Raw genomic sequence first — 16,740 nt, forward strand, 5'->3', positions numbered from 1 at the left:
TTCACAGGTCCCCGAAGGCGAACTGGCCCTGCGGCGTGGGCTTCCGCGGAGCGGCCTTCGTCCCGGCTCTGGCGCCCGACTTCGCCGCGGTCTGCCCCGCCGACTTGCCGATGACCCGCGTCGGGCGCGGCTTCGGGTCAGCGCGCATCCGCGCCTTGGCCCGGTCGCGGGCGACCGCCTCGGGGGCGTGCGGATCGTCGTCCAGCCACTTGCCACGCTTCAACACCTCGTTGACCCGCCCCTGGTTGACCCCGACCTTGAAGGCGATCTCCTGCTGGGTCATGCCGGTGGCGGCGTGCATTTCCTGAATCTGGCGGGCGAGTTCGGGCGTCATCTTCTGGCCCGTGAGGCGGCGGGCCGGGCGGATGGTGCGGGTCTGCCGGTCGCGCTCGCGCAGGCGCTCCAACAGGGCGAGCGCCATGTGCATGCCGTGCTCGCGCAGGGCCTCCTCGAACTCCTTCAGCGTCGCCATGTCCGGCTCCTCGCCCGATCCCGAAACGGGCCCGTCGGCGAAACGCCGTGTTAAGACCCGAAGTTGCCGGGCAGGAGACGCGCGCGCGACGGGCGTGGCAAGGGGTAAAACGCGAACAGAGGCGTCTTTCCACCAGGGATGCCGTCTGCGACCCTGCCGGCTTGGCACCCGCCGACCGGCTCGGCTACACCGCTTCCCCGAGTGGATCGCGCGAGAGCCGTTTCGACATGATCAGCCCCATCCTCCCGGTCTCCCGCAGCGAGGCCAATCCAGGGGCGCCCGGCCTGGTCGAGGCGTTGGAGAGCGGCTCGGTGCTGGTGTTCCGCGATCTCGACTTTCCCCTGGACGCGTTCGAGCAGCGCTTCGTCGAGCGCCCGTTCGCCGACGGCAAGGCCAAGAACGTGGCGATCCGCAGCGAGAGCGCCGAGTTGCGGGGCGCGGCGGGCAGCGACGAGGAGCAGGCGCGGCTGCGCGCCCTGCTGGTGCGCTATCGCCACTTCGCGCAAGAGCTGATCGCCACCTACCTCCCGGCCTATGCCGGCAAGGTGAGCCTCGCCGGCACGTCCTACCGGCCGTTCGACGTCGACAAGCGCAAGCTGAGCTGGCGGCGCGACGACACCCGCATGCATGTCGATGCCTTCCCCTCGAACCCGATCGGCGAGCGGCGCATCCTGCGCATCTTCCGCAACATCAACGCCGAGGGGCAGACGCGCCACTGGCGCGTCGGCGAGGCGTTCGGCGACATGGCGGAGAAATTCCTGCCGAAGCTGCCGGGCTATTCCGGCCTCTCGGCGAGCCTGCTCGCCGCGCTCAAGATCACCAAGGCCAAGCGCTCGGAATACGACCACCTGATGCTGCATCTGCACGACGCCCTGAAGCGCGACCTCGACTATCAGGCCCGCGCCCCGCAGGCGGACGTGCATTTCCAGCCCGGCGAGACCTGGGTGACGTTCTCAGACCTCGTGATGCACGGCGCCATGGGCGGCCGCTACATGCTGGAGCAGACCGGCTACATCGCGGTGGCCGATCAGGCCGACCCGGACAAGGCGCCGCAGCGGATTCTCGCGAAGAAACTCGGGCGCCCGCTCAGGCACTGAGCGGTCACGAGGTCAGCCCCGTGCCGCGGGCGCGTCGCTGGTGCCGGTGAAATCCCGCCACAGCAGGATCAGCGCCGCCATCACCGCCGGCCCGACGAACAGGCCGACGAGGCCGAAGGTCTCGACGCCGCCTAGGATGCCGAGCAGCACCCACAGGAACGGTAGGCGGGTGGTGCCGCCGATGAGCGCCGGCCGCACGAAGTGGTCGGCGACGAAGGTGATGACGAAGCCCGCCGCCACGACGACGACCGCCGGCACCACGGCCCCCTTCGCCACCAGCAGCAGAGCCGCGAGCCCGAAGGCCAGGGGCGCGCCGAACGGGATCATCGCGGCGACCGCGGTGAACGCTCCGAACAGCACAGGGTGCGGCACGCCGGCGAAATAGTAGACGATCCCGAGCAGCACGCCCTCGCCGAGCCCGACCAGCACGAGCCCGTCGACGGTGCCGTGGACCGAGGCCGCCATCTGCCGGGCGACGCGCTCGCCGTGGGGACCGAACAGGCGCCGGCTCGCGGTGAGGACTTGGCCCACCAGCATCCGGCCGTCGCGGAACAGGAAGAACAGGGCGAGCAGGCAGAACGCCACGAGCACCAGCCGGTGGACGACGCCCTTGCCGACGTTGCGGCCGAGATCGCGGTTCGAGGCGGTGTTGAGCCGCTCGCTCAACTCCTGCGCCCAGCCGGCATGCGCCAGATGCGCGTTCCACCAGTCGGTCACGGCTTGCGCGCCGTAGGGCAGGTGGGCGACGACATCCGGAACCGGGATGCCGTTGCGCTCGGCCTCGCGGGCATAGGCCAGCACGTCGTGCGCCTCGCGCAGGGCCTCGACCGCCAGCGCCAGCACCGGCAGCAGCAGGGCCAGCGCCACGAGCCCGGTGAAGAGCGCCGGCCACAGGATGTTGTGCCGCCCCGGCGGCGAGAACCGCAAAGCCCGCTCGTAGAGCGGCCATAGGGCCACCGCGAGCACCACGGCCCAGACCAGCGCGCGCAAAAAGTCCGACAGGATGTAGAGGCCGAGCCCTAGGAGCCCGATGGCCAGGGCGGCGCGGAAAAAGCCTTGGGTCCGCTCGCCCTCGGGGGCGGCCGGGGTGAAGGGCCGCGGCCCTGCTGGGTTCGAGGATTGGCTTTTGGGTGGCATTCTCGCCGCCTCGCTCGGCTGGTCGCCGCTCGGGCGGCGCGGGGCGCAAGTATGGCGGCAGCCCTTGCCGGACCAGTCCCGCTTCTTACGCGGCGCGGTCGCGCCCCTCCGCCTTGGCTTGATAGAGCGCAGCATCGGCCCGCTCGATCGCCGGGGAAAAATCACGGTCGCCGGTCTCGACCCCGCCGACGCCGAGGCTGATCGTGCAGGGTGGCAGATCGGGCATGCGGAGGAGCGTGCGTCGTAGCGCATGGCGGACCTCGTCGGCGAGCCAGCTCGCCTCGGCCCGGCTCTTCTCCGGCAGCACCATGACGAACTCGTCACCGCCGAGGCGGGCGATCTCGGCACCGGAAGCGGGCAGGAGGGTGCCGGCGCTCTCGACCAGAGCGGTCAGGATGCGGTCGCCGACGCCGTGGCCGTGCTGGTCGTTGATCGCCTTGAAGTGATCGACGTCGAGGACGATCACGGCATTCCCCGGCCGCAAGAGGCGGGGCGCCAGCGCCCCGAGACCGGCCCGGTTCCAGGCGCCGGTCAGCGGATCGCGCAGAGCCGCCTCGCGGAGATGCGCCTGTGCCCGCTCGCCCGGCATGGCGAGGAGGCCGAGATTGAGCACGGGGAGCAGAACTTGGTCGGCGACCATCGGGATCAGCGCCGCCATGTTCACGGCGGCGTGGCCGAAGGCTTCCGCCACGATCGCCGCCGCGAGACAGGGGAGGTAGCCCAGGAGCGCGGCCCCGGCGATGCGACGCCCCAGATACGGCCCCCGCCGAGCCCCGAAGAGGAAGAGGCCGCCGACGACGCTCATCGTCACCATGCTGCCGCAGGTGCCGCCGATCCGGGCGGCAGCGCTCTCGGGGCCGAACAGCTGGGCGAGCCCGCCGTAGCCGACGCCGGAAACCAGCATCGGCCAGAGCAGCCAGGCCGGAAACGGCGCCTGTCCGTCGAAGCGGCGTGCGCCCGTCGCCACCAGCAGATTGCTCGCCGAGAGCAGGGCAAAGAGGACGCCACCGATGAGCGGCGTGTGAGCCGAATCGTCGAAGCTCAGGAGGACGAAACTGTAGAGCAGCGAGCTGGCCGCCCAATGCAGGAAGTACGTCGCCTCGCGCCGTCCCAGCCAAAGCCCGGAAAACACGCCGAAGAAGGCGAAGCTCGCCAGCATGCTGCACAGGCGCAGGGTCTGGGTGTCCGGCAGATCGGGCATGGGACCAGGGCGGGAAACCTGCGGGGACCGTCGCCGAATCGGGCGATACGGCAGCGTAGGCCCGAGGCCTTAAAAGATCCGACGAGGCAAATCCCATGATTGAGGCGATCGTTCGGCCGCAATCATGTCCGATGGGCCGCCCGAGGATGGGTTCGTCATGCCGATACGGTAGGACGAAACCGATCGCCCGGCGCTTCGGCAAGGGGACTTCGATCGTTTTTCTTCCGCGCCGGCCCGGCATTCCTGTGCGCGGCTGCCCCGATCCCGGCGTGCCTGTCGAGCGGACAATTGGAACAAATTGCGAACAAGCCCTTGACCGCGTCGGTGCGCGGGGCCACTGTTCATGGAACGTTCCAGACCCGATTCGCCCCCTTAGCGGCGGCGCCCAGGCAGGAGGTTCCCATGCTCGAGATCGGCTTCGACGACGATACCTTTGAGCGGACCGAGGATGCGGTGCGGCCCGCCCCTGCGCGCCCGAGCGTCGATCCCGATTGGCGCCTGCGCGAGGACGGGCTGGAGCACAAGGGCACCGGTTATCTCATCGCCCGCGAGGAGATCGATTACCGCCGGGGCGACGGGCTGTGGACGTGGCCGATGCAGCTCGCCGAGAAGGCATGGTGCGCGCCGACCGGCTTCCGCCGCTCGTTCCTCGCCGCGCTCGACCGCTACGGCATCGCCCCCGACGCGGAGTTAGCCCGCTCCTTCGCCGTCGGCTTCGGCCTCTACGATCCCGGCCAGCGCAAGAACGACGGCTTCGTCGCGCTGGGCGATCTGGTGCGGCCCCGCAGCCCCGAGCGCAAGCGCGCCATGGCCGCCGAACCCCGCCGCCCCACGCGCGAACGCCCCCGCACCGAGCCGCGGGCGCTGGCGCACGCGACCTGACGCCGTTTCCGGCCGATCGCCTCGCGATGACGGGTTGGAGTGACTCGATGCCGGCGAGTTAGCTCATTGCCTGAGACCGTCGCTTGCAGAAGGAACGGCCGCATGGCCGGGCGCGAAGAGCGCCCCGCGGAGTGGGCCTCGGCAGGAGCCGAGGCGCACAGCGGAGCGAGAAGCCTGAGGTCGCGGACGCGGCCGCCGGCGCTTGAGGCCAAGCTTCGAAGACACCAAGGTTGCCCGGCCTCGGCTGGTTCGTGTAAAGGGTCGCGATCTTTTCAAGAGCGTCATCGGGAACCGGCGGCGACGCGTGAAGCCGCCGACCGGGTCGGGCGCCGTGGGGGCGTGCCGCGCGATGGGTCGGCGACGCCGGACACGAGAACGAGAAAGCGGCCAGCCTCCATGTCGAACGAGACCGCCACCTTCGACCGCGTCGCGGACATCATCGCCGAGACGGCGGACATCCCGCGCGACAAGATCACGCCCGAGAGCCACGCCATCGACGATCTCGGCATCGACTCGCTCGCCTTCCTCGACATCGCGTTCGCGGTCGACAAGGCGTTCGGCATCAAGCTGCCGCTGGAGCGTTGGACCCAGGAAGTGAACGAGGGGAAGGTGCCGGCCGAGGAGTACTTCGTCCTCAAGAACCTCTGCGCGCGCATCGACGGTCTCGTCGCCGAGAAGGCCGCCAAGGCCTGAGCGCGGGACGCCCGCCATGCGGCTCGAATATTTCGAGATGATCGATTCCGTGGTGCGGCTCGACCGCGCCGCCGGTCGCATCGAGGCGCGGGCCCTGGTGCCCGACGCAAGCCCCGTCTTCGAGGGGCATTTCCCCGGCCACCCGCTGGTGCCGGGCGTGCTGCTGACCGAGACCATGGCGCAAGCCTCGGGCTATCTCGTGCTAGCGCATCTCGATTTCGCGCAGATGCCGTTCCTGATGGCGGTGGACAAGGCGCGGTTCCGCTCCTTCGTCGGCCCCGGCGCCGCCCTCGACATCACGGCGAGCCTGGAGCACGACGGCTCGGGCTACGCCGTGACCAGGGCCGCCATCCGCCACGAGGGCAAGGCGCTCTGCGACGCGGAACTGCGCTTCCGCACCATGCCGTTCCCGGCCGGGCTCGACGCGCCGATGCGCGAGCGCGCCCGGAAGATCGGCCTCATCGACGGGACCGCGGAATGAAGCGTGACGTCGTCGTCACCGGCATCGGCCTCGTCTCCTGCGCGGGCGAGGGGATCGAGGCGCATCTGTCCGCCTTCGCCTCCGGGGCGCCGCCGCGGACCGATGCCGAGACCTTCGCGCCGTACCCGGTGCACCCGGTCGCGCCGCTGACGCTCGACACGCAGATCCCGAAGAAATCCGATCAGCGGCAGATGGAGCCGTGGCAGCGGCTCGGCGTCTACGCCGCCGGGCTCGCGCTCGACTCGGCGGGGGTGAAGGGGGATGCGGCGTTCAAGGCCGCGCTCCAACTCGTCGTCGCGGCGGGCGGGGGCGAGCGCGACTACGCGGTCGACGGGGCGATCCTGTCGGGACTGCGCGGCGCCGGCAATCCGGGCGCCTTCCTCAACGAGCGGCTGCTGAACGACCTGCGGCCGACGCTGTTCCTGGCGCAGCTCTCGAACCTACTCGCCGGCAACATCAGCATCGTCCACGGCGTCACGGGGGCCTCGCGCACCTTCATGGGCGAGGAGGCCTGCGGGGTCGATGCCCTGCGCATCGCCCACGCCCGCGTCGCCTCGGGGCAGATCGACACGATCATGGTCGGCTCGTCCTACAACGCCGAGCGGCCGGACGTGATGGTCGTCCACGAATTGGGCGGCTTTCTCGCGAAGCCGGTCTACCGCCCGGTCTTCGAGCGCAACGAGGACAACGGCGGCTTCGTGCTGGGGAGTGCCGCGGCCTTCCTCGTGCTGGAGGCGGCCGAGCATGCGGCGGCCCGCGGCGCCAAGGCGCTCGCCCGGCTGATGCCGGTCGCCAACGACCGCGTGGCGCGTGCGCCCGGCACCGTCTCCGCGAGCCTGACCCGGCTGATCGGCGAGGCGGGCGTCGCGCGGCCGGACGTGGTGCTGTCCGGCGCCACCGGCATCGCCGACCTCGCGGCAGAAGAGTTGGCCGGCATCCGTGCGGCGTTTCCCAGTGCGGACATCCGCGCCACCGGCGACCTCGTCGGCCATCCGATGGAGGTGGTGGCGCCGTTCGGCGCGGCGCTCGCCGCGGCCCTCTGCGCCGCCGGTTCGGCGGGTGAGGTCGCGGTGACCTCGGTCGGCCATCGCCGGGGCGAGGGCGTGATCCGCGTGCTGGCCGCCTGAATGGCGGGGATGCCGACGCGGCGAAAATCTGATTGAAGGCCCGGATGGCAGAATCCCGCTCCTCGTCCACCCATGACGCGCAAGGCCGCCCCCTCGTCGCGGTGACCGGCCTCGGCATCGTCACCTCGCTCGGGCAGGGGGCGTCCGAGAACTGGGACGCGCTCACCGCCGGCCGCTCCGGCATCCGGGCCATCCGCCGCTTCCCGACGGAGGGCCTGCGCACCCGCATCGCCGGCACCGTCGATTTCCTCGACACCGATCCGCTGGTGGCCCCGCTGCTGTCCGAGCGCTTCGCCACCGTCGCGGCCGAAGAAGCCGTGGCGCAGTCCGGGATCGGCGCGTCGTTCCCCGGCGCGCTGTTCGTGGCGGTTCCGCCGGTCGAGATGGAGTGGCCCCAACGCGAGGCGCTGGCGGCCGCCGCGGGCTCGAACGAGGGGGCGATCACCTATTCCGAGCTGCAGCGGGCGGCGGCGAGCCGCCGGTTCGACGCGTGGCACGACCTGTTCATCTTCGGCACCGTCGCCGACCGGCTCGCCGACCGCTTCGGCACGAAGGGCTCGCCGATCTCGCTCTCGACCGCCTGCTCGTCGGGCGCCACCGCGATCCAACTCGGCGTCGAGGCGATCCGCCGGGGCGAAATGGAGGCCGCGCTCTGCATCGGCACCGACGGCTCGGTGAACCCGGAATCGCTGATCCGCTTCTCGCTGCTCTCCGCGCTCTCGACCCAGAACGACTCGCCGGAGACCGCCTCCAAGCCGTTCTCGAAGAATCGCGACGGCTTCGTCATGGGCGAGGGCGCCGCCGCCTTGGTGCTGGAAAGCGCGGAATCTGCGAGGGCGCGTGGGGCAAACATCCTCGGCTACGTACTCGGCTGCGGCGAGAAGGGCGACGGCTTCCACCGCACCCGCTCCAGCCCCGACGGCGCGCCGGTGATCGCGGCGATGCGCGCGGCGCTCGACGACGCGGGCGTCGAGCCGGAGGCGATCGATCACGTCAACGCCCACGGCACGTCGACGCCGGAGAACGACAAGATGGAGGCGCTGGGCTGCTCTGCCGTGTTCGGCGAGCGGGTGGCGCGGCTGCCGATCTCGTCGAACAAGTCGATGATCGGCCACACCCTGACGGCGGCGGGCGCCATCGAGGCGGTGGTCTCGCTCCTGACGATCCAGAACGGGCGCATCCCGCCGACGATCAACTACGCCGTGCCGGACCCGGCGCTGATGCTCGACGTGGTCGATCGGACCCGCGACGTTCGGGTGTCGCGGGTGCTGTCGAACTCGTTCGGCTTCGGCGGTCAGAACACCTGCCTGGTTCTGGGAGACGAGCCGTGAGCCGCCCCGTCCTCGTCGTCGGCGGCGCCTCCGGCCTCGGCGCCGCGACCGTCCGCGCGCTCGCCCGCGCCGGCCACGACGTCACCTTCACCTACCGCACGTCCGCCGCGAAGGCCGAGGCGTTGGCCGCCGAGCTGGCGCAGGCGCATCCCGAGCGCACCTTCGCCGCGCGTTCCCTCGACCTGTCCGACCGGACGGCGATCGAGGCCTTCTGCGATGCGGTCGAGGGGGAGGGCTTCTACGGCTACGTCCACAATGCCGGCCAGTCGGCGGACGCGCTCGCGGCGATGCTCGACCGGGACCGCGCCGAGGAGGCGATGCAGGTCAACTTCTGGTCGCTGACCCGGATCGCCAAGGCGCTGGTGCGCGGCATGATCCGGGCGCGTGCCGGGCGCATCGTCGCCATCGGCTCCGTCGCCGCGCTCCAGGCGAATGCCGGCAACGCGGCCTACGCCGCCACCAAGGGCGCCCTGATCGCCTATTGCCGCACGCTGGCGATCGAATCGGCCAAGCGCGGTGTGACGGTCAACGTGATCGCGCCGGGCTTCATCGACACCGAGATGCTGGCCGCCTACGCCGCCCACCGCGCAGGCATCGAGCGCCAGATCCCCCTCGGGCGTTTCGCCGCGCCGGACGAGGTTGCGGCGCTCGCGGCCTTCCTGATCGGGGAGGGGGGTGCCTACATCACCGGGGCGGTGCTGCCCGTCGATGGCGGCCTGACCGCGATGATGGGCATCCACCGAACCTGATCATGCGCTTTCGTCCGCCGTCCGCCCTCGCCGGGCTCGTTCTCCTCGCCGCGGCGCATCCGGCGGGAGCCGCCGAGCCGTTCCGCGTCGAGGGGCTGCCACGGGACGACAGCCTGACGATCCGCGAGACGCCGGACGGCGCCGCCCCGGCCCTCGGCCAGATCCCGGTCGGCCGCCGCGTCGTCGGCTTCGGCTGCACCAACGACACGCCGAGCGGGCTGACATGGTGCCGCGTCAAGTTCGGCCGCACCGTCGGCTGGGCGCGGCGGCGCTACCTCACGCCGGATTAGAGCATCGTCCCGAAAGGTGGTTTCCGGCTTTCGGAAAAAGACGATGCGGCACAAAAGCATAGAGCATCGTCCTGGATCCCATATCTAGGACGATGCTCTAAAGCCGTGCCCGACCGCGTTGGGTCGGATCACGTCTTCAGGTTCCTGTTTTGCCGCGCCTTCTTTCGACGAACCGGTATCCACTTCGTCGGAAAGCGCTCTGGCCGAGGCGACGCCAATCAACTGCGCCAGGGTGGCGACGACCCGGCGCAGCTCCACCGGCTTCACCAGCCGCGGCACCTCGGCGAGGTCCGGCGGCAGCGCCAGAGCCTCGTGGCCCGTGACGAACGCGAACGGCACGCCGCGGGCGGCGAGTGCGCGGGGCAGGGCGAAGGAGACCCGGCCGCCGAGATCGATGTCGACGACCGCGCCGGTCGGCGCCGCGTGGCCGAGGCCGTCGAGGGCCGCCGCCTCACCGGCATAGGGTCCGAGCACCGTGGCGCCGACGGCCTCGAACGCCCGCGCGGTGTCGCCCGCGAGGTAGAACTCGTCCTCGGCGACCAGAATGCGCTGGCCGCCGAGATCGGCCTGGCCGCGCAGGTCGAGGCTGCCGCCGAACACGGTCGAGAGCTGCGGCGCCTGCGTCTCCAGGATGCTGGCGCCGGCCGTGAGCGGGAAGTCGAGGAGGCAGCGGGCGCCGCCGGGCGTCAGCTCGATCCGGCCGCGCCCGCTCAGCTCGTACGGGATCATCCCCTCGATCAACTCGCTGCCGAAGCCGCGGCGGCTCTGCGCGTCCGGGGCCGGGGCCGGGCCGCCGCACTCGATCCAGAGGAAGCTCAGCCACGGGCCGTCCCGGCGGTCGGTCCGGCGCCAGCGCACCGAGACCCGGCCGCGCCGGTTCGAGAGCGCCCCGTGTTTGATAGCGTTGGTGGTGAGTTCGTGGACCGCGAGCGTCAGCACCTCGGCGGCCTTGGGCGCCAGCTCGATCGCGGGGCCGGCGAGATCGTACTGGTCGTCGTTCTCGGCCTGGGCACCGAGCTCGTCGCGCAGGATCGCCGCGATCGCCACGCCCGCATCGGCCGCGCGGGTGAGGCGGCTCTGGACGCGGGCGAGCGTCACGAGGCGCGCACCGACGAGGTCGGCATAGGCGGCCACGCTCTCGGCCCGCTCGCCGGAGCGCATCACGATGGAGCGGATCAATGCCATGATGTTGCGCACCCGGTGCTGCAACTCGGCCAGGAGCACCCGCTGATGGTGCTCGGCCTGGCGCATCTCGGTCACGTCGCTGGTGATGCCGCCGATGCGCCGCACCCGGCCGTCCTCGTCGAACAGCGGGAAGCCGTGGTTGCGGATGCAGCGGAACGACCCGTCCGAGGGCCGCAGGATGCGGAACTCGTAGACCACCGCCTCGCCGCCGCGCACCCGCTCCATCTCGGCGAAGGTCCGCGCCCGGTCCTCGGGCACGATGTGGGCGGCCCAGAGCCGGGCATCGCCCAGGACCTCCGTCTCGGACATGCCGTAGATCGCCCGCAGCGCCGGGCTGACGAATTCGGAGGCGAAGGTCTCCGCGTCGGTGATCCACAGGACGTCGGAGGAGGCCTGCGCGAACTGGCGGAAGCGCGCCTCGCTCTCGCGCAGGCGTAAGTCGCCGCGCTTGCTCAGGAGCGCGTGGCGGATCGCCGGAGCGAGCGCTTCGGCCGCCTCCCGGTCCTCTGGCCGGTAGCCGCCGGGACGGCCCGCGAGCCCGATCACGCCGACCACCGTCTCGCCCTCCGCCAGCGGCACGCTGAGGATCGCATCGGGGGCCGAGCCGACTCCGGGTTCGAGCCCACGCATCGCCGGATCGTGCTCGCGGCGGACGGCGCGTTCGAGGGCCGCTGCCTCGCCCGGCTCCGCCCTGTCGACCGTCGCGAGGGTCGTGAGCCGGTCGGTGTGGGCGTCGAGCGTTGCAATGAGGCCGGCGGGGCTCTCGGTGAGGTCGGCCGCCACGTCGAGGGCGATGTGGGCGAGTTCCTCGACGGACGCAGCGCCCAGGGTGGCGCTGAAGATCCGGTTGATCCCCCGCAGGACCCTGTTGTTGCGCGTCAGGCTTTCCTCCGCCTCGCGCCGCTCGGTGATGTCGATCGAGATGCCGACGAACCGATCCTTGCCGAGTGGCCGCCCGGAATGCGTCATCCAGCGCGGCTGTCCGTCGGCCCGGATCACCCGCGCCTCGTAGAGAAGGGCCCGGCGCCGAGCGAAGGCATCGCGGTAGGCTGCGGCATACCCTTCGCGGTCGTCGGGATGGACGAAGCGTTCCCAGCCATCCTTCACCACGCTCTCGAGGGTGGTGCCGAAGAAGACAAGGTAGAACTCGTTGACGTAGACGTTGCCGGTCGGATCCGTATCCCAGATCAGCACCGGCGCGGTATCGGCCATCGTGCGGAGCCGGGCCTCCGCCTCGCGGGCCTGCCGCTCCGCCCGCGAACACTCGATCGCCGCCCAGATGCGCTCCCCGGTCTCGGCGACGAGGGCGATCTCCGCCTCGCTCCAGGCACGGGGCCGGGTCTGGACGACGGTCAGGGCTCCCACGAGTTCGCCGCGCTTGACCAAAGGTATCGCGATCCAGGCGCCCCGTCCGGCGGCGGCGAGGATGGCGCGCTCGCATTCCGGGATCAGCTCCGCGGATGTCGTGTCGGCCACGACGACCGGCCGCCCCGTCCGGTAGAGCGGGACGAGCGACGGCAGGACCGACAGGGCGTGGGTGCCGACGAAGGACGGCAGGGCGCCGCGGACATGGTCCTGCTCGACGACCGAGACGCCGTCGGACTCGCGGATTTCGAGGAAATAGGTGTGGTCCGCCCCCAGATGGTCGCCGAGGAGCCGACAGGCTTCGCCTAGGATCGAGCCCGGATCGTCGAGGGGGCGCAACCCGTCGGACAGCTTCAGGAGAAAGGCCTGTTGCGTCTCGCGACCGTGCAACGCCCGCTCGGCGAGGACGCGTTCGGTCGTCTCGAAGCCGGTGATGTAGACGCCGACGACGCCGCCGCTCTCGTCCCTGAGCGGCGTCCAGCTTCCGGTGAACCAGCCGAACGGATGGCCGGGCCGGCTGGGCGTTTCGAAATACTGGTCGGTGTAGTGGATCGGGCGGCCGCCCAGCGTGGCGGCGATCATGGCCTCGATCCCCTGGCCCTGCCAGATCTCGGGGAAGCTGCGCCCGAGCGCCGGATGGCGCTTGCCCAGGAAGAAGGCGCCGGTGTCGTTGTAGAACATCGTCAGGGCCGAGCCCCAGACGAGGATCGTGAATTGCGGCGAGCCGATCATCAGATCGATGGTCGTCTTCAGGCTCTGCGGCCAATGCGCGGACGGCCCGAGGGGTGTGGACGACCAGTCAAACGTACGGATGCGCTCGGCCATCTCGCCGGAGCCGTGAGGCCAGCCCGTCATCTCGTCTCACATCGCCCCGCCGACATGCCGTATCCGTCGCTTTCCCGAATCGCTTCGGTGTCAACCTCAAAGAAATCGGACCCAGCCGCTTTTATCGAACCGACGTGAAGATCGCACGGAAAACCGGCCGTGCTCTGTTTCGTTTCCGCGCTGACGTTACTTTCGGATCGATGTTTCAAGTCCAGCGATAATGTACGCAAACGTACAATCTGCGTGCGATCCACTTTTGCGCTGCAATAGAGGCGCGTCCGGCTGGGAGGCCCGTCGTTGTCGTCGGCGACCGGTCGAACGGCCGGAGCCCAACGGATTGAGCCGGGACCGGTTTCGAAGGATAAGCCCACCGACCGGTCCGCCGGGACCATCGACGGCAGACGAGATCGACCCTGATGCAAGCCCTCCAGCTGTTCGGCGACCGCGACTTGCGCCTGACCGAGGTCGAGCCGCCGCCCGCGCCGGGCCCCGGCGAGGTGCAGATCCGCATCCGCGCGGTCGGCCTGAACTTCATCGACGTGTGGGGCTTTCGCGGCATGGCGTTCGCCAAGCGCAAGCTGCCGCTCACCGTCGGCGCCGAGGCCGCGGGCGAGATCGCCGCTCTGGGCGACGGCGTCGAGGGCCTGAAGGTCGGCGATCCGGTCGTGCCCTACGGCGCCATGACCTGCGGAAAATGCCGCGCCTGCTCGCAAGGCCGCGACAACCTCTGCGAGGACGTCTCCGGCGTGATGGGCTTCCATCTCGACGGGTTCAGCCGGGAACTGGTCAACATGCCGGCCCGGCTCGTGGTGAAGGTGCCCCCGAACGTCGAGGCGGTGCAGGCGGCGTGTGCCGGCATCGCCTTCGGCACCGTCCAGCACATGCTGTTCGACAACGCGCGGCTGGAGCCCGGCGAGTCGATCCTCGTCCATGCCGGCGGCTCCGGCATCGGCACCGCGGCGATCAAGATGGCGAAGGCCATCGGCTGCACCGTCTACACGACGGTGGGCGACGACGCGAAGGGCGAGAAGGCCCGCGCACTCGGCGCCGACCACGTCGTCAACTACCGCGAGGAGCGGTTCGAGGGCGAGGTGCGGCGGCTGACCAAGCGCAAGGGCGTGGACGTGGTGTTCGAGCATGTCGGCGCCGAGACGTGGAACGGCTCGCTGCTCTGTCTCAAGCGCGGCGGGCGCCTCGTCACCTGCGGCTCGACCTCGGGCGTCTCGACCCAGATGAACCTGATGCAGCTGTTCCAGCAGCAATACCGCATCTTCGGCTCGTTCGGCTGCCGGCTGGCCAACATGCGCGACAGCCTCGACAAGATGGCGACTGGCCTGACGCCGGTGATCGACACGGTGCTGCCGCTGGCGGATTTCGCCCAGGGACTGGAGCGGCTGGAATCGCGAAAGGTCTTCGGGAAGATCATCGTGACGATCTGAAGAGCGTGACGCCGTAAGGGTCACGTCAGGCGAACAGGCGCCCGCCGCTGCCCGACACCTCGCGGACACTTGCGGCCACATGGCCGGCGAGCGCCTTGGCCGCCGGGCCGGCGCCGTCCCTCAGGCGCAGCAGCACGTCGTAACCGCCGAGGGGCGGCAGATCGGTCAGGCGGCGGAACGGTCGGCGCGCGACGTTCATCGGCAGGGGGGCGACGGCGAGGTCGGCCTCCACCGCCGCGATCTGGCCCTGGCAATGCTCGCTCGAATAGGCGATCCGGTAGGGGATGCCCGCCCCGTCGAGAGCGTCGAGCGCCGCCGCCCGCCACGCGCAGCCGCTGTTGCAGAGCGCCAGCGGCAGGGGCCGGCGCGCCTCGGCCAGCCCGCCTTCGAGGCCGACCCAGACCAGATCCTCCGCCTGGACCACGGTGGCCTCGCGGTTCGCTCCGGCGGTGCCGGTATAGAGGATGAGGTCGAGGGCGCCCTCCCGGCAGGCCTCCCGCAACGCCGCGCTGGCGTCGAGCCGCACATCCACCTGAACCTGCGGATGGGTGACGGCGAAGCGGCGCAGCATCGTCGGCAGGGCGAACAGGCCGGAATCGTTGGGCGCGCCGAAGCGGACGCGTCCCTCCATCGGCGGCGCATCGAAGAAGGCCACTACCTCGTCGTTCACCGCGAGCAGGCGCCGGCCGAGCCCCAGCAGCGCCTCGCCGTCCGCGGTCGGTACGATGGTGCGGGGGCGGCGCAGGAACAGGGCGCGACCCAGACGTTCCTCCAGCCGCTTCACCTGAAGGCTGACCGCCGAGGGTGTGCGCCCGACCCGCTCGGCGGCACGCGAGAAGTTACCGGTCTCGCAGATCGTCACGAAGGTGCGGACCAGATCGAGGTCGAGCGGGGCAGGGTGTGGCGTGCTCACGGCGCGATCCTCATGGATTGCTGTGAGCATCGCTCATCGCTTCGTTGAGATCAATTCGTTCGACTCAACGCATGACGGCGGCCATCCTTCTCCGACGGAGAAGGAGACAAACATGATCGGATGGATCGAGACGATGGCGCGGCTTTTGGCAGCCGGCCTTGCGCGACGCCGTGGCGAACGCGTTCAGACCTGTGCCGACGGTGCCCTGACGCAACTCGACGATACGCTACTCGCCGATCTCGGGGTGACCCGCTCCGGCGTGCCGCTCCCGATGGAACCTCACCGCCGCGGCGTCGGGCGCCAGTCCGGCGGGGCCATCTCGAAGCCGGAAAAGTCGAAGCCGGGGGAGACGGTGCAGCTCACCAGCGTCCAAGCGCCGAGGCTGGTGGCGGTCTGCCAGTGACCGGCCGGCACCACGATCTGCGGGCGCTGGCCGCGCAGCAGGTCGGGGCCGAGATGGTGGGCCGAGGCGTCGTGGCCGTTGGGGCTGAGCGTGATCACCATCGGCGCGCCCGCGTGCCACAGCCAGATCTCGGCAGCATCGACGCGGTGCCACGCCGAAGTCTCGCCGACCCCGAGCAGGTAGTAGATCGCGGTGCCGACCGAGCGGCCCTCGACCGCGCGGGGATCGCGAAAGGTCTCGCGGTAATGGCCGCCTTCGGGGTGAGGCGTCAGCCCCAACGCGTCGATCACCTGGGTCGCGGTCAGGCTGTCGGCCATGTCTCGTCCTTCGTCAGGGAATCGCCCCCTGCGGCAGGGGAACGGCTGGCCGGGGCACGGCCTCGGGGCGCGGCTCGGCCCGACGCGCCGGGCGGATGTCTTTTGCCGTCTCCTTGGACGCCTCGGGTGCGGGTGCGTCGGCCGGGGGCGCGGTGCGGCGGGGTTTCGGCGCAGCTAGGGTCCTGGCCGCCGGCGCCGTGCCGCAGGCGCGGAAGCTGAAGGCCGCCAGGATGTCGCCGGAATCCGACAGGATCGGCAACGCGTCGGGCAGAGCGATCAGCGACGCGTCCCAGCGGATCGCGCCGCCGATCACGCCCTCCAGCACCGCCGGCCCGGCACCGCGGCGCAGCGACCCGAGGTCCGGCCCGTAGGCGGTGGCGACCTTCCCGCCGATCACCACCTGCAGCACGCGGGTCGTGTCCGGGGTGAGCGGGCGCAGGGGGTTGTCGATGGTGATGAGGCCCGAGCGCGTCACCCACAGCTCGATGGCGCCCGGAGCCTTGCCGGTATTCGCGTTGCCCTCAAAGCGCACCGCCTCGCCCTTCTCGCAGACGACCGACGGCGCGGCGGAGAGCGCCAGCCCAGACGGGGCCGGCGCCAGCGGGACGGCCGGGTTCGACGGCGCGGCATCAGTGGCGGGCTTCTCCTCCACCGGCTTCTCGGCGGCCTTTTCAGCGGGTTTGGGCTTCGGCTTCGGGCGCGGCTTCACCTTTCGCGGCGCGGGCGCGGCCTCGGCGGGCGCCTCCGGGGCGGGCTCGGCGTCCTGCGCCGCAGCCGGGCAAGCCCAAACTGCCAGCAGCATCAGGCCGGCGGCGGAAACGAGACGGCGCATC

At 70.9% G+C, this 16,740-nt stretch carries 16 protein-coding genes; 9 read left to right on the plus strand and 7 right to left on the minus strand.

The genetic code is table 11. The annotated features are described in order from the left end of the window. Position 1: 1 nt before the first annotated feature. Positions 2 to 472 (minus strand): hypothetical protein, encoded by a 471-nt coding sequence (locus ASG52_RS10855; RefSeq protein WP_056242795.1) that lies wholly within the window; start codon positions 470 to 472, stop codon positions 2 to 4. Positions 473 to 699: 227 nt separating this feature from the next. Between ASG52_RS10855 and kdoO the strand changes: the two genes are divergently transcribed. After that, complete coding sequence (gene kdoO / locus ASG52_RS10860; protein WP_056242796.1) at positions 700 to 1,569, plus strand: Kdo hydroxylase KdoO; 870 nt, start codon at positions 700 to 702, stop codon at positions 1,567 to 1,569. 12 nt (positions 1,570 to 1,581) lie between these two features. On the opposite strand, the gene ASG52_RS10865 is transcribed toward kdoO, so the two are convergent. Both ASG52_RS10865 and ASG52_RS10870 read right to left on the minus strand, forming a co-directional pair. Continuing rightward, positions 1,582 to 2,706, minus strand: a complete 1,125-nt coding sequence (locus ASG52_RS10865) for an AI-2E family transporter (RefSeq protein ID WP_056242798.1) — start codon at positions 2,704 to 2,706, stop codon at positions 1,582 to 1,584. A gap of 85 nt (positions 2,707 to 2,791) precedes the next feature. Beyond that, on the minus strand, positions 2,792 to 3,907 hold the full coding sequence (locus ASG52_RS10870) for a GGDEF domain-containing protein (RefSeq protein WP_056242801.1): 1,116 nt from the start codon (positions 3,905 to 3,907) through the stop codon (positions 2,792 to 2,794). Between the two features lie 402 nt (positions 3,908 to 4,309). On the opposite strand from ASG52_RS10870, the gene ASG52_RS10875 reads away from it, so the two are divergent. The 7 genes from ASG52_RS10875 to ASG52_RS10905 all read left to right on the plus strand — a co-directional run bounded on the left by ASG52_RS10875 (position 4,310) and on the right by ASG52_RS10905 (position 9,460). Further along, positions 4,310 to 4,789, plus strand: coding sequence for a hypothetical protein (locus tag ASG52_RS10875; RefSeq protein ID WP_056242803.1), 480 nt, complete (start codon positions 4,310 to 4,312; stop codon positions 4,787 to 4,789). A gap of 396 nt (positions 4,790 to 5,185) precedes the next feature. Beyond that, positions 5,186 to 5,482, plus strand: a complete 297-nt coding sequence (locus ASG52_RS10880) for an acyl carrier protein (RefSeq protein WP_056242804.1) — start codon at positions 5,186 to 5,188, stop codon at positions 5,480 to 5,482. 16 nt (positions 5,483 to 5,498) lie between these two features. Next, positions 5,499 to 5,963, plus strand: a complete 465-nt coding sequence (locus ASG52_RS10885) for a 3-hydroxyacyl-ACP dehydratase FabZ family protein (RefSeq protein ID WP_056242806.1) — start codon at positions 5,499 to 5,501, stop codon at positions 5,961 to 5,963. Continuing rightward, positions 5,960 to 7,090 (plus strand): beta-ketoacyl-ACP synthase, encoded by a 1,131-nt coding sequence (locus tag ASG52_RS10890; protein ID WP_056242808.1) that lies wholly within the window; start codon positions 5,960 to 5,962, stop codon positions 7,088 to 7,090. The genes ASG52_RS10885 and ASG52_RS10890 overlap by 4 nt, the downstream gene beginning before the upstream one ends. A gap of 44 nt (positions 7,091 to 7,134) precedes the next feature. Continuing rightward, positions 7,135 to 8,421, plus strand: coding sequence for a beta-ketoacyl-ACP synthase (locus ASG52_RS10895; protein WP_056242810.1), 1,287 nt, complete (start codon positions 7,135 to 7,137; stop codon positions 8,419 to 8,421). After that, on the plus strand, positions 8,418 to 9,170 hold the full coding sequence (locus ASG52_RS10900; protein WP_056242811.1) for an SDR family NAD(P)-dependent oxidoreductase: 753 nt from the start codon (positions 8,418 to 8,420) through the stop codon (positions 9,168 to 9,170). Before ASG52_RS10895 ends, ASG52_RS10900 begins: the two co-directional genes overlap by 4 nt. Before the next feature lie 2 nt (positions 9,171 to 9,172). After that, complete coding sequence (locus ASG52_RS10905; protein ID WP_056242813.1) at positions 9,173 to 9,460, plus strand: SH3 domain-containing protein; 288 nt, start codon at positions 9,173 to 9,175, stop codon at positions 9,458 to 9,460. 84 nt (positions 9,461 to 9,544) lie between these two features. Here the strand turns inward: ASG52_RS10905 and ASG52_RS10910 are convergent, their stop codons facing one another. Next, positions 9,545 to 12,865 carry a PAS domain S-box protein gene (locus tag ASG52_RS10910; protein ID WP_286159014.1) on the minus strand — a complete coding sequence of 1,107 codons (3,321 nt, stop codon included), beginning with the start codon at positions 12,863 to 12,865 and terminating at the stop codon, positions 9,545 to 9,547. Positions 12,866 to 13,251: 386 nt separating this feature from the next. Between ASG52_RS10910 and ASG52_RS10915 the strand changes: the two genes are divergently transcribed. Then, on the plus strand, positions 13,252 to 14,274 hold the full coding sequence (locus ASG52_RS10915; RefSeq protein WP_056242815.1) for a zinc-binding dehydrogenase: 1,023 nt from the start codon (positions 13,252 to 13,254) through the stop codon (positions 14,272 to 14,274). Between the two features lie 25 nt (positions 14,275 to 14,299). Here the strand turns inward: ASG52_RS10915 and ASG52_RS10920 are convergent, their stop codons facing one another. From ASG52_RS10920 to ASG52_RS10930, 3 genes are all read right to left on the minus strand, one after another. Beyond that, positions 14,300 to 15,187 (minus strand): LysR family transcriptional regulator, encoded by an 888-nt coding sequence (locus tag ASG52_RS10920; protein WP_056243211.1) that lies wholly within the window; start codon positions 15,185 to 15,187, stop codon positions 14,300 to 14,302. A 279-nt stretch (positions 15,188 to 15,466) separates the two neighbouring features. Beyond that, positions 15,467 to 15,907: a cupin domain-containing protein gene (locus ASG52_RS10925; protein WP_056242817.1), complete on the minus strand. Its 441-nt coding sequence runs from the start codon at positions 15,905 to 15,907 to the stop codon at positions 15,467 to 15,469. Between the two features lie 13 nt (positions 15,908 to 15,920). Continuing rightward, positions 15,921 to 16,739 carry a hypothetical protein gene (locus ASG52_RS10930; protein ID WP_056242818.1) on the minus strand — a complete coding sequence of 273 codons (819 nt, stop codon included), beginning with the start codon at positions 16,737 to 16,739 and terminating at the stop codon, positions 15,921 to 15,923. Position 16,740 lies beyond the last annotated feature (1 nt).

The sequence above is a fragment of the Methylobacterium sp. Leaf456 genome (assembly GCF_001425465.1).
In the GTDB taxonomy this organism is placed as follows: domain Bacteria; phylum Pseudomonadota; class Alphaproteobacteria; order Rhizobiales; family Beijerinckiaceae; genus Methylobacterium.

Excerpts from the sequence above, each read along its gene's own strand:
- ASG52_RS10855 (WP_056242795.1), bottom strand. The coding sequence starts at position 472 with ATGGCGACGCTGAAGGAGTTCGAGGAGGCCCTGCGCGAGCACGGCATG.
- kdoO (WP_056242796.1), top strand. The coding sequence starts at position 700 with ATGATCAGCCCCATCCTCCCGGTCTCCCGCAGCGAGGCCAATCCAGGG.
- ASG52_RS10865 (WP_056242798.1), bottom strand. The coding sequence starts at position 2,706 with ATGCCACCCAAAAGCCAATCCTCGAACCCAGCAGGGCCGCGGCCCTTC.
- ASG52_RS10870 (WP_056242801.1), bottom strand. The coding sequence starts at position 3,907 with ATGCCCGATCTGCCGGACACCCAGACCCTGCGCCTGTGCAGCATGCTG.
- ASG52_RS10875 (WP_056242803.1), top strand. The coding sequence starts at position 4,310 with ATGCTCGAGATCGGCTTCGACGACGATACCTTTGAGCGGACCGAGGAT.
- ASG52_RS10880 (WP_056242804.1), top strand. The coding sequence starts at position 5,186 with ATGTCGAACGAGACCGCCACCTTCGACCGCGTCGCGGACATCATCGCC.
- ASG52_RS10885 (WP_056242806.1), top strand. The coding sequence starts at position 5,499 with ATGCGGCTCGAATATTTCGAGATGATCGATTCCGTGGTGCGGCTCGAC.
- ASG52_RS10890 (WP_056242808.1), top strand. The coding sequence starts at position 5,960 with ATGAAGCGTGACGTCGTCGTCACCGGCATCGGCCTCGTCTCCTGCGCG.
- ASG52_RS10895 (WP_056242810.1), top strand. The coding sequence starts at position 7,135 with ATGGCAGAATCCCGCTCCTCGTCCACCCATGACGCGCAAGGCCGCCCC.
- ASG52_RS10905 (WP_056242813.1), top strand. The coding sequence starts at position 9,173 with ATGCGCTTTCGTCCGCCGTCCGCCCTCGCCGGGCTCGTTCTCCTCGCC.
- ASG52_RS10910 (WP_286159014.1), bottom strand. The coding sequence starts at position 12,865 with ATGACGGGCTGGCCTCACGGCTCCGGCGAGATGGCCGAGCGCATCCGT.
- ASG52_RS10915 (WP_056242815.1), top strand. The coding sequence starts at position 13,252 with ATGCAAGCCCTCCAGCTGTTCGGCGACCGCGACTTGCGCCTGACCGAG.
- ASG52_RS10925 (WP_056242817.1), bottom strand. The coding sequence starts at position 15,907 with ATGGCCGACAGCCTGACCGCGACCCAGGTGATCGACGCGTTGGGGCTG.
- ASG52_RS10930 (WP_056242818.1), bottom strand. The coding sequence starts at position 16,739 with ATGCGCCGTCTCGTTTCCGCCGCCGGCCTGATGCTGCTGGCAGTTTGG.